The sequence below is a fragment of the Candidatus Omnitrophota bacterium genome (assembly GCA_018894435.1).
Lineage (GTDB): Bacteria > Omnitrophota > Gorgyraeia > JAHIPI01 > JAHIPI01 > JAHIPI01.
Map to the genome: position 1 here is coordinate 21,191 of JAHIPI010000091.1, position 10,761 is coordinate 31,951.

General features: G+C 39.9%; 12 protein-coding genes. All 12 read right to left on the reverse strand.

Features of this window, described 5'->3' with window-relative positions; translation table 11 throughout:
- Positions 1-32: 32 nt before the first annotated feature.
- Positions 33-1,790, reverse strand: coding sequence for an ABC transporter ATP-binding protein/permease (locus tag KKI13_07895; protein ID MBU4488963.1), 1,758 nt, complete (start codon positions 1,788-1,790; stop codon positions 33-35).
- A gap of 24 nt (positions 1,791-1,814) precedes the next feature.
- Complete coding sequence (locus tag KKI13_07900) at positions 1,815-2,996, reverse strand: hypothetical protein (GenBank protein ID MBU4488964.1); 1,182 nt, start codon at positions 2,994-2,996, stop codon at positions 1,815-1,817.
- Between the two features lies 1 nt (position 2,997).
- Positions 2,998-3,753 carry a 3-deoxy-manno-octulosonate cytidylyltransferase gene (locus KKI13_07905; GenBank protein ID MBU4488965.1) on the reverse strand — a complete coding sequence of 252 codons (756 nt, stop codon included), beginning with the start codon at positions 3,751-3,753 and terminating at the stop codon, positions 2,998-3,000.
- A gap of 21 nt (positions 3,754-3,774) precedes the next feature.
- Complete coding sequence (locus tag KKI13_07910) at positions 3,775-4,476, reverse strand: TylF/MycF family methyltransferase (protein ID MBU4488966.1); 702 nt, start codon at positions 4,474-4,476, stop codon at positions 3,775-3,777.
- 117 nt (positions 4,477-4,593) lie between these two features.
- Positions 4,594-5,313 carry a TylF/MycF family methyltransferase gene (locus KKI13_07915; protein ID MBU4488967.1) on the reverse strand — a complete coding sequence of 240 codons (720 nt, stop codon included), beginning with the start codon at positions 5,311-5,313 and terminating at the stop codon, positions 4,594-4,596.
- A 52-nt stretch (positions 5,314-5,365) separates the two neighbouring features.
- Positions 5,366-6,295: an NAD-dependent epimerase/dehydratase family protein gene (locus KKI13_07920; protein ID MBU4488968.1), complete on the reverse strand. Its 930-nt coding sequence runs from the start codon at positions 6,293-6,295 to the stop codon at positions 5,366-5,368.
- Position 6,296: 1 nt separating this feature from the next.
- On the reverse strand, positions 6,297-7,049 hold the full coding sequence (locus tag KKI13_07925) for an HAD hydrolase-like protein (GenBank protein ID MBU4488969.1): 753 nt from the start codon (positions 7,047-7,049) through the stop codon (positions 6,297-6,299).
- Between the two features lies 1 nt (position 7,050).
- On the reverse strand, positions 7,051-7,827 hold the full coding sequence (locus KKI13_07930) for a fumarylacetoacetate hydrolase family protein (GenBank protein ID MBU4488970.1): 777 nt from the start codon (positions 7,825-7,827) through the stop codon (positions 7,051-7,053).
- The gene (locus KKI13_07935; protein ID MBU4488971.1) at positions 7,824-8,705 is read right to left on the reverse strand and encodes an NAD(P)-dependent oxidoreductase; all 882 of its coding nucleotides are present in this window, start codon (positions 8,703-8,705) and stop codon (positions 7,824-7,826) included. Before KKI13_07935 ends, KKI13_07930 begins: the two co-directional genes overlap by 4 nt.
- Before the next feature lie 32 nt (positions 8,706-8,737).
- Positions 8,738-9,394, reverse strand: coding sequence for a cyclase family protein (locus KKI13_07940; GenBank protein ID MBU4488972.1), 657 nt, complete (start codon positions 9,392-9,394; stop codon positions 8,738-8,740).
- Positions 9,381-10,328 carry a phosphoglycerate dehydrogenase gene (locus KKI13_07945; GenBank protein MBU4488973.1) on the reverse strand — a complete coding sequence of 316 codons (948 nt, stop codon included), beginning with the start codon at positions 10,326-10,328 and terminating at the stop codon, positions 9,381-9,383. Before KKI13_07945 ends, KKI13_07940 begins: the two co-directional genes overlap by 14 nt.
- Before the next feature lie 11 nt (positions 10,329-10,339).
- A partial coding sequence (locus KKI13_07950; protein ID MBU4488974.1) for a hypothetical protein occupies positions 10,340-10,761 on the reverse strand: 422 nt, incomplete at its 5' end.

Below are 10,761 nucleotides of genomic sequence, written 5' to 3' on the forward strand. Positions count from 1 at the left end.
GAACGCAACCTTTTTATTTTCATTTCATTATCCTATACCAGCTTCTGCTCCTCTATCATGCCCTGGAACTGGCCCTTCTTCTCATATAGATCGCTGTAAGTGCCCTCTTCCACAACTCTGCCGTCTTCCAGGACATATATGTAATCGGCATTCTTTATCGTAGAAAGCCGATGCGCTATTACTACAAGCGTCTTTTGGCCTTTAAACTCTTTCAGGTTTTCGTAAATCTGCTTCTCTGACTTACTATCCAACGAGCTCGTGGCCTCGTCAAGTATTAGAAGTTTGGCATCTTTGTATAACTCGCGCGCTATGGTTATCCTCTGTCTCTGGCCGCCGGATATGTCAAGGCCGTTGTCGCCCAGCATTGTATTTTGTTTATCGGGCAGGTCATTTACGAAGCGGGTTATATGCGCTACCTCTATGGCTTTTCTAAGCCTGCTTTCATCCGCGCCGCCGTTCCACAGCGAGATATTGTCTTCGATCGAGGCACTGAAAATTATGTCTTCCTGCGTAACGTATCCTATGCCTTCCCTCAACGCTCTCATATCAATCTCTCTGTAATCCGTCACTCCCATTGACACCCTGCCCGTCGATGGCTTGATTATGCCCGTAATGATGTTTGCGACCGTCGATTTGCCCGAACCGGAATGACCGACGAAAGCGACTATACTTTTCGGTTTAACATTTATGTTCACCTTATCGAGCGCTTTTTTGCCGCTGGGGAATATTATCGTAACATCCATGAATAAAAGTTCTTTCTCGAAATCGGGTGCCGCTCCGCCCGGATTCAGATCTTCTTTATTTAACTCGAGTTCCGCTTCAAACTTGTGGAATGTCTCTATACTGCCTATGGATGTCAAAAATTTCCTGTAACTGGCCTGCGCATCCAGGAATTGTCTGGATATCTGTATAAATAAAAATACCAAAAACATGACCTCGTTTATGCTCCTCTTAAGGACTATTACGTAATAAAATAAAAGTGCGGCAACCGCAAAGACTAATACCGGTTCAAACAGATTACGCGCAAGCGCCTGTAAAAAGAACATCTGAAACCTCAGATTACCCAAATTACCGCTCTCTTTCCCTGCGATATCGGAGATTTTCGGCTGCGATTCGGTTGCCTTGAGATACTTGAGCTTGCTGAGGCTCTGGATCAAGAGCGAGTGGTACTTGCCATGCGAAAGAGTCGTCTTTCGCGAAATATCGCTTATCATGAGATTTATCCGCTTAAGAAAGATAAAAATAACGGGCCCGGCGCATATGGCGATCGCAGTCACCTTAAAATTCAACAAAAGCGACAGTGTAATATACATTAGTGAAAACATCACACATTTTGAAATATCTGCAAAGTTCCTGAAGGCATCTATCACGCAGGCTATTTCACGTATAATAAAGTTATTGAGGTATCCGACTTCCTTTTTAAGGATGAAGAGGTAATCTACGGCAAATATCTTATTGAGTATCCTCTGCCTGAGCTGCACCATCAGGTTTGAAATGATCCTGCCGAAATACCTCTCGTAAAAAATGATCAAAACCGCCCTTAAAACAAAAAACGTCACTATAAGCACAAGCAGCAGTTTGAATGAAAAAACTAAATTGAAACAGCTAAAGGTTGTCTTGAGGACCTGTGACAGCCTATCCTGGCCGAAGCCATTCTGCAATATAGGCAAAAATAGCGTTACTCCTATGCCCTCGACAATGCCGACAATAAGCATCGAGGCAAAAAGGTAATAGATCTTATTGCCGACGATCTTTTTAAACTGCTTGAAGTACAAAATAAGATTTTTCATTTTTCTCTCTGCGTAATAATTCCTTTAAGAAAACTGCTTGTGCAAAAATTCATAAAATTGCGGCGGTGTCTCCGGAAAGCTATCTTGCATAAATTTTGGATCCCGCTCTACTTTTATTTCATTGTTAATCAATTTACCCAGAATCTCGTCCAGTTTTTTCTTATCTCGATAAATAAAAAAATCGCAATACCTCTCGCCGCCGTATGACTGTTTGCCGATTCTGTCAAAAAGTTCCGGGTCGTATTGGCAGTACTCTACGATAGGCCTGCCTTGATAATATGCGTCCAGCATCGTAATAGAATAGACGTTTCCGAAAACAAACTTTGCTTTAGAGGATGAAATAAAAGGATGGGCGTAGTCGATTATATAATTTGAATAATTAATTCTATCGAGCAAATTCTTGACTTTCGTCATGTCTGTATGCGCATGGGGCTTGAATATTGTTTTAATCCTACTATTATATTTCTTTAAAGAATCCAATGACTCCTCTACCAATTCAATCATTTCCGGCTCTTCAAGTGTGGCAGAGCGTTTGTATGTATTTGTAAGTATATACAAGAAATAGGTATCATTGTTTATTATCTTGTTTCGTTTAATGGCTTCATCCATATAATTTTGCCACACGGGTAATTTGCGGGTATAACCGGTCGTAATAATTTTGTTTCTGGGGGCTTTGACATTAAGACCGTCTTCGAGTTGCTTGGGGCTCAATGACGAAAGAAAATAATCGTAGTTCCCGTCAAAGAAATGCGATTTAGTGGATCTCCCTTTCCTTTCCCCCGATATCACGGCAAGTGTATTAGCATTCCTAAAAAAGGTAGCCGATTGTACGCCTAAATATATTTTTACCTCCTTTATTTTTGATAGCTTTCTTAGGATTTTCATAACGATATTATGAAGCGGTAATGTGTCTTTCTCTCGCATAATAATGTTATCTTTAAAGGAGAGCAGCGATATAAATTTTATTAGCCTGATTACCGTAACCAGCTTATTTTTAGCACGCATTACATAAATACGGGCCTTCATTGATTGAATACAATCCCAGAGGATATAATTAGTCTGGATAAGTTTGAGCTGTTTATCTTTTGAAAAAACAATTAGAAGATTAGTCTCCGGATAAAGCGCTTTAATCTCCATCAAAATCGGTAACAACTGGTCTATGCTGACAAGGCGATCTTTGCACAAGTAAACTAAGTTTTTCGGCATATTAATATCCATATTTTTTATAAATTTCGTCTTTCTTCATCAATTCTTCTACAGCTTTTCGGTCGCTCTCAGTATCCACAGATTTATTGATAAAATCGGTCTTGACTATATGAATTTTTTGCCCATGCTCAAGTGCCCTAAGCAACTCGATAGATTCGGCTATCTCCAGAGGTGTTGGAGGGAGGCTCTGATAATACAATAGACTCTTTTTAGTAAAAGGCATTATGCACACCTGCTTAATTCTGGGTCCGATTCGATTGCGGGTATTGCTCGGAATCGGATTTCTGGACATATAGATGGCATTCATATTCAGATCGGTCACAACCTTAATTTCATTGGGATCATTCCACTCTTCTTCGGTCATATCTGCAGCTAAATTTACACATAATGCGTCTTTTTCCTTGAGGAATGCTTCCACTGCTAGGTCGATCATTTTAGGATGCACCATAGGTTCGTCACCCTGAACAACAACTACGACATCATCATCATCTAAATCCATCTGTTTACACGCTTCTGCAACCCGCAGACAGGGCCTTGAGATCTCTTTCGGCGTCATATAAACCTTACCGCCGAAATTTTCCACAACATCTTTTATCTCCTTATCACAGGCGGCAGCAAACACCTCGGTAGCTTTATCAGAAAGTTTAGATCTCTTATAAACATGTTCAATCATTGGCTTGCCCAGTATATTGCATAGCGGTTTGCCCGGAAAGCGCGTAGAGCCCATCCGGACAGGAATTCCAACAACAATTTTCATGCCATCCTCCTCTCTTGCTCTTCATTTTTTAATATAATAATAAGTACCTGCGTTACTAACCTTTATAGAATCATATTCTTCATTTAAAAATTCTTTTACAGCAAGTCTTGCACCGGGAAAACGCTGTTTTTTTTCATCCTCACAACTTAAAAAATCATCAAATATTATAACTCCGCCAGAACTAACGCGATCAAACAAATTTTCTAGGACTGCTTTGTAGGATTGGTACAAATCACCATCTATATGCAAAATAGCGATAGGATTTTTGGGATGATGTAACAAGGAGTGGTCGAAATATCCCTTTATAAGTTTTAAATCAAAACTTCTATCAGCTGGTATGCCTCCATTAAAGAGAACTCTTTCTATAAAATCAACGGTATATTTATATTTCCCGCTGGGCGAGTGGGACCATTCCCCTTTTTTCGGGTTTCTATATGATTCATCTTCAATGGTTGGTTCGGGAAATCCTTCAAAACTGTCATAACCGTAAATATCTCTTTGCCCACCCTCAACTTTATCGAAAAGATAATTTAATGCTGATAAAATTAAAAGAGATCTTCCGCGGCCAACGCCACATTCTACAATATCTCCTGAAATACTTTTTGTCATCTTAAAAAAATCATACCAATAAACAACATGGCCTATATTACTAATATTTAGCTGATGAAATATTTCATCAATTTCCCTGTTGTGAGCAGTTTCAAACAATTTTATTATTTTCATTTTCATTCTCTTTTTAGTTAATAATAATCTTCTTCGATCAACAACATCTTGGTCCACATTTTGATTATTATTGTTATCGGTTCCGTGTAGTATATAGTTATTATGTTATCTCTTATTTCAATCCTTTTCCGTTGCAATCCGCATAACGATACATTGACCGGTAGGTAAATAAAACGGCTTTTCGGGTTTGTCGGAAAAGAACGCATCAACAGCTTTTTTAACACCGGGACAATTCAAAAATCCATAATCGTCAAAAATCATTACACCATTATTTACCATACGCGGATAAAAATATGTGCAGCAATCTAGCGCTGATTTATAAATGTCCACATCAATATGCACTAAGCAGAAACTTAAATCTTGTCTCGGTGCTGTCATGGGGAATATCCCCTGATATAAGCGGACATTTCTGTATTCGCTCAAATAGGATTTAACACTTTCTAATGAGGTGTCATTTATAGCACCTTCTTTGTGAATATCTACGTCAGGATCCGTTGAGGGCATTCCGGAAAATGTATCGAATAAATGTACGATTTTATTTTGGCTCTCAAACATCTCAGCTAATAATCGCGCTGTTCCGCCTTTGTAAACGCCAACTTCAGCAACATCGCCATACAGATTATTGGCTTGTTTCGCAAATTGATAAATCATGAAACATCTGACATTATCAACACGTGTATATCCGATAATTTTCTGCATCTTATCACTGAAAAAAATATCTTCTTCCCAGTAAGAAATGGGATTAGACTTTTTCCCTATCCTTGTGACTCGATACCCAAGTTTAAGCAAGAATTGCTGAATAAACATGTTGATTTTATTCCTAACATTATTGCGCATAATTCTCCTCCCTTTTTTAATAATAATTTCCATCGATCGACAATATTCTGGCTCACCTCATCTTCCTGACCCACTCTGCCATCCTATCAATCCCTTGCTCGAGCGTTACCCGCGGCTCCCATCCCAGGTCTCTTTTAATCAAGGATAGATCACCATAAAAACCGAATTGATCTTGCCGCGTTGGAGCGCCATTAACAATCGGATACTCCTCGGGATCATGTCCAAAACTTTTAATAATTAGAGACAAAAGGTTTCGGACATACGTTTTTCTGCCCGTGCAAACATTATAAGTTTTCCCGTATGCTTTTGGGTTGAGGCAACGATAAAACGCGTCCACGGCATCCTCAATGAAAACCAGATCGCGGAACCTCTCCAGAGAACCTTTAACAAGAACGGGTTCTTTTCGGGCAACATACGCCATATAAATACTGGCCATCCCTTGCATCATATTATTCAAATCCTGCCCGGGACCGTAAACATTGAAAAGCCGCAGGCACGTTGAGCGGACCCCGAATTTCTCATAAATACGGCACAATGATTCTGACGCCAGCTTCCCAACCGCATAAGGAGAAATGGCATCCGTTGGGTGTTTTTCCGTGACAGGTAAGCTCGTAATTTCTCCGTAAACGTTTACGGAGCTGGCAAAAACGATCTGCGGAACCTTATAACGAACCGCCCATTGCAAAAGAAACATAGTTGATAAAATATTCGATTTCAAACTGTAAACTGGGCGATCAAATGAAAGGTCATTGCCGACATGCGAGGCCAAATGAAATATCACATCCACCCCATCTACGGGCAATTGAGAAACGCCATCTTCCTCGGAAAGATCAACCAAGCGGAATTCGGCACCTTCAGGGATATTTTCTCTATAGCCCGAAGAAAGATTATCAAGAACCAGGACATCCCATCCTTCTTTCAAAAGACGCCGCACGAGATGCGAACCGATAAATCCCGCTCCTCCCGTTACAATAGCTTTCATTTTAATACTTCCCCAATATCTTTTTTACCCAATCTTCCAATGCTACAACAGGAATCTTTTTCTTTTTTGCCGATTGTAAATGTTCTTCTGAATGATATCCCCACCCCGCCATATATGCCTTGCAGCCATTTTGCTTTGGCTCCAAGAGGTGATTGATGTTATCGTCCAGAAAGATGATATCCTTTAAATCGTTTTTAGTAATTTTTGCGATCTTCTTTAAGGCTGCGAGTTTATTGCGAGCCGCGTTCTTGTCATAAATTTTTGCCTGAGGAAAATCTATCCCGCTATGTTTCAAAAACGTCCTTACCGAACTCTTGTCTTTGCCTGTAACCACAAAAACGTTTGCCATACTCAGCATCTTTTTAAAATCCTGTGCGATATCGCCATACGGCCGATGTAGGCCCATCCAATGATTAACATCAGTGTTCTTTAATTTTTCCCTAGCTTCAAAAAATAATACTTCATATTTACCGATTTCTTTCGCATGCCTTTTACATCTTTGCTCAAATTCAGATTCACTATTTAACTCAGAATTTTTATATGATTTGAAAATCACGAAATATTGCCCTGCCGTTCGCACTAACCCCCTCCATGACCAAAAGTATTTTGTAAGATCCGAAGGGATATCCTCGGTTTTTGTTACGAAACCAATTTTGTTCTGGTACTTTAGCCAGGCGTTGTAGCCGGTAATCAAACATTCCTCTGTGCTGTCACAAATCACACCGTCAAAATCAAAAACAATTACCTTATTCATATCATACGTTACCCTTCAAAATAAATTTATTCTTCAAACTTCCCAGTTTCTCGATTTTGACCTCAAAAATATCCCCTTCTTCTAAATATGTTTTTTCTACTACCCGGGGAGGGGTGCCGGTAAGAACGATATCGCCTTGCTCCAAAGTCATCCATTGAGATAACCACTGGATTATATCATCATCTTTCCATATCCTGTCTTTAAGATTACCCCTACGAATCAACTTCCCATTTTGAAAAGCCTCTATCTTGGCGTCTCTGGGATCGAATTCTGTATCTATCCATGGGCCGACAGGACAGAACGAGTCAGCGCCCTTCGACCTGACTAAATGGTGGTCGCGTCCCTCTGTATTATCCGCAGTTATATCATTAGCGCAGAGGTAACCAAAAATGGCTTCTTTGGCTTCTCTACTCGATGCATTTTTTAGCCTTCTACCTACTACTATGCCCAACTCGGCCTCTCCCCATACGTTAACATCTTTAAAGGGACATATTATATCCTCGTAAGGCCCGGTTATGCTTGTAGACGGTTTAATAAAGGTGATCGGCTCTTTCATATTTTCCGTAACTCCGGTAGCGCCTTTATAATTGGCAGCTAAGGCTATTATCTTGCTGGGAAGGCAGGGGCTGAGAAGCTTAATATCATTTAAATTTCCTACAGTTACGCCTACCGTATAATTACCAAAGGGGTCCCCCTGAATAGACCTAACCACATCATCTATAACACATCCATAGGCTATATCTTGAGAATTGGATTTTAAAAATCTTATAAATCTCATGCTTTCACTCCACTTTTAATGTACATGCTGTTTAAAAGGTCGAGTATTCCCTGCCCTAAATCCACATGTGCAGAATCGGTTATTTTTTTAGCAAGTTTAGGCGAAAAATTATAAGGTGTCATATTATAATGTTCCTCATAATTGGCATCTGCAAACTCCAATTCAATCTTGTTTCCAAGAATCTCCTTAATCATAAGTAATAGATCCTTAACCCTTATTTGTTGATTGCCTGATAGAATAACATATTGATTTTTAAATTCTTCTCCTAGTATTTTTATGCTTAATTGAGCTGCGTCATATACGTGGATATATTCTCGTAATTCCTCGCCACTGCCAGATCGGGTAATCTTTGCCTTTTCCAATGCTTCTTTTATGGCCCCGTGGACAAAATTTTTATCATTGGCTCTTGGGCCATATAAAGAACCGTATCGTAAGATGGTAAAATTTAAGCCATATTTTTTATTATAATTTTCGATTATTAACTCACAGGCTTGTTTACTGCTGCGATAAAACAAACCTAAATCGCTATATACGTATATGGTACTCGCGAATATAAATCTTTCGACTTTATTTTTTCGGCATCCTTCCAAGATATTAGCGTTGCCGATTATGTTAGTGTAAATTGTCTCAAGGGGCTCTTGTGCAGATTCATCTATATTAGCTAGCCCGGCAAAATTATATACAATATCTTTGCCCGCAATCGCTTTTTCCACTTTTCCTGCATCTCTTATATCACCTTTTATAAGTTTCTGTCCTTTTTTTAGATAAGCGCTATCTTTAATATCATAGATAGTTACATCGTAACCTTCGCTGGTGAGGCAATCGGCAACGTGACTTCCTAAAAAACCACTGCCGCCAAATACGATTACATTTTTCATTTCCTTACTCCGTTCTTTTTCATTTTTACCCCTTATCTGGAACTTATCGCGAACACTGTGGCCGGAACACCATCCGCACCTTTTATTAAAAGCGGAGAAACTATAACGCGATCGGGTGACTTTTTCAATACCCCCAGCTTCATGTCCTCTATCAAAATTATTCCCCTCTTTAAGAATTCATGATGAGCTCTTCGCCCTTCTCTTCTATATTTCGGAGAGGAAATTGAAATACAATCAAAACCAACCGCCCTCAAAGACGGCATTCTCTTTTTTAAATAGCCCGCGAGTTCTTGGCTGAAATACGGATAATCTTTGTAATATACCGCCTTGGGCCTATTTTTCCCAAAGCTCGTTTTAATCAGCAGTAAATCTGTTTGCTGGTTTAAATTTTTTAAACGGGACTTATTAATTTCTTTCTTTGAACCTAATTTCACGGAAAGCAGCTGAACATTATCAAAGACCCAAAATGGCGCGGAAAAATCAGAAAGAGTCTTGCCTTTTTTTAAAAAATGTGACGGGAGATCTATATGGGTAGAAGCATGATTCGGAAATCTCAAGGAAAGAGTATTGCAAGTATCCCCCTTCTTTATTTCTCTTACGGGTACTATTTTCACCTTATTTTTGCCGCCGTATAGCGGCGTATTCCTGCCCATAAAATAGGACAAGAACATAACATTATCTTTGGCCATGGCCTTCCTTGCGCGAGCGGTGTTCTTTAAAAGCTTTGATTAAATTTTCTGCTGCCTCTATCTCCATTCTTATTCTAGATTCTTTAGCATAGGAACCGATATGCGGAGTCAATATAACATTATCGAGTTCAATTAACGGTCCGTTATAAGGCTCTCGTTCAAAGACATCAAGCGCTGCACCTTGCAGGTGACCACTTTTAATAGCTACAAAAAGAGCCTGTTCATCAACAACTCCCCCACGGGAAAGATTTATGAGCCAGCTTCCTTTCTTCATCATTTTTAACTCTTTCTCACCTATCATATATCCACAAGTATTTGAAACATCCAGATGGAGCGTAAGAATATCTGCCCACTCGAGAATATCTCTAAATTTCATTTGCTTGCAATCTATCGAAAATGTCTTCGGTTCTCTGTCGCAATAAGCCAGTTCCGCGCCAAAAGCGGAAAGCAATTCTCCTGTTTTCTGCCCAATGCGGCCAAAACCTATTATGCCCGTTTTCTTGCCATGAAGAAGATTCCCCATTTGTTTATCCCATATGCCATCCTTAACGGCGGCATTCATTCGGGTGACCTTCCTTAGAAGATTTAGAATCAATCCAACGGCCAATTCTGCTACTGCACTTGTAGGAGCAAAGGGCGTATTAAAAACTTCTATCTCAAGAGATTCAGCTTCTTTAAGATCTACGTTATCCAAACCAACGCCGCAACGGGAGATCACCTTAAGATGCTTCAGTTTTCTTAGAACTTCGCCGGTTAGAGACTCGGTTCCGGCGATAATACCTTCTGCGTCCTTTGCTAATTTTGTAATCTCTTCAGCAGTAAGTTTGCGGTCATAAGGATTACGCGTTACGTCAAATCCGCCAGCTTTTAGCAATCGTAAGGGCGAGTCATCATATTTTGCAAAAGACGTGGTAGAAATAAAAATATTCGGCATCATAGCTCCTTCTATTTGGCCCTTTTCAGAAACATATAAGTTTCGATAAATTCATTATTCGGCGGCTCAGGCTTTCGCGACAGCGCCCTTATAAGTTCGCTTTCGTCGAATATTATGCGATTCCGCTCGTCAAACCCGGCATTAACAAAACGACATCTCTTTTTTAGACATTCCATGGCTTTTTCCGAAGAAGGTTTAAACGGCTCATCGCTCTCCATCCTCAATGCTATTATAGGCTTATTAGTGCAAAGAATGGTGGCAAACGCTGATGTCCTTATACTTCCGAACAGGAAAGCATCCGCTCTATCTAAACAATCTTCCACGTATCCCTTTCTTATCTCGGCTTTTTCCTCAAAGATCCCATCTACCTCGCGAGTCCTGTCCGGATGGACCTTGTATATTACATCGTAACCGGCTTTTTTGAGGTTATTTA

Coding starts and splice junctions, on each gene's coding strand:
- KKI13_07895 (MBU4488963.1), bottom strand. CDS start 1,790: ATGAAAAATCTTATTTTGTACTTCAAGCAGTTTAAAAAGATCGTCGGC.
- KKI13_07900 (MBU4488964.1), bottom strand. CDS start 2,996: ATGCCGAAAAACTTAGTTTACTTGTGCAAAGATCGCCTTGTCAGCATA.
- KKI13_07905 (MBU4488965.1), bottom strand. CDS start 3,753: ATGAAAATTGTTGTTGGAATTCCTGTCCGGATGGGCTCTACGCGCTTT.
- KKI13_07910 (MBU4488966.1), bottom strand. CDS start 4,476: ATGAAAATAATAAAATTGTTTGAAACTGCTCACAACAGGGAAATTGAT.
- KKI13_07915 (MBU4488967.1), bottom strand. CDS start 5,313: ATGCGCAATAATGTTAGGAATAAAATCAACATGTTTATTCAGCAATTC.
- KKI13_07920 (MBU4488968.1), bottom strand. CDS start 6,295: ATGAAAGCTATTGTAACGGGAGGAGCGGGATTTATCGGTTCGCATCTC.
- KKI13_07925 (MBU4488969.1), bottom strand. CDS start 7,049: ATGAATAAGGTAATTGTTTTTGATTTTGACGGTGTGATTTGTGACAGC.
- KKI13_07930 (MBU4488970.1), bottom strand. CDS start 7,827: ATGAGATTTATAAGATTTTTAAAATCCAATTCTCAAGATATAGCCTAT.
- KKI13_07935 (MBU4488971.1), bottom strand. CDS start 8,705: ATGAAAAATGTAATCGTATTTGGCGGCAGTGGTTTTTTAGGAAGTCAC.
- KKI13_07940 (MBU4488972.1), bottom strand. CDS start 9,394: ATGGCCAAAGATAATGTTATGTTCTTGTCCTATTTTATGGGCAGGAAT.
- KKI13_07945 (MBU4488973.1), bottom strand. CDS start 10,328: ATGCCGAATATTTTTATTTCTACCACGTCTTTTGCAAAATATGATGAC.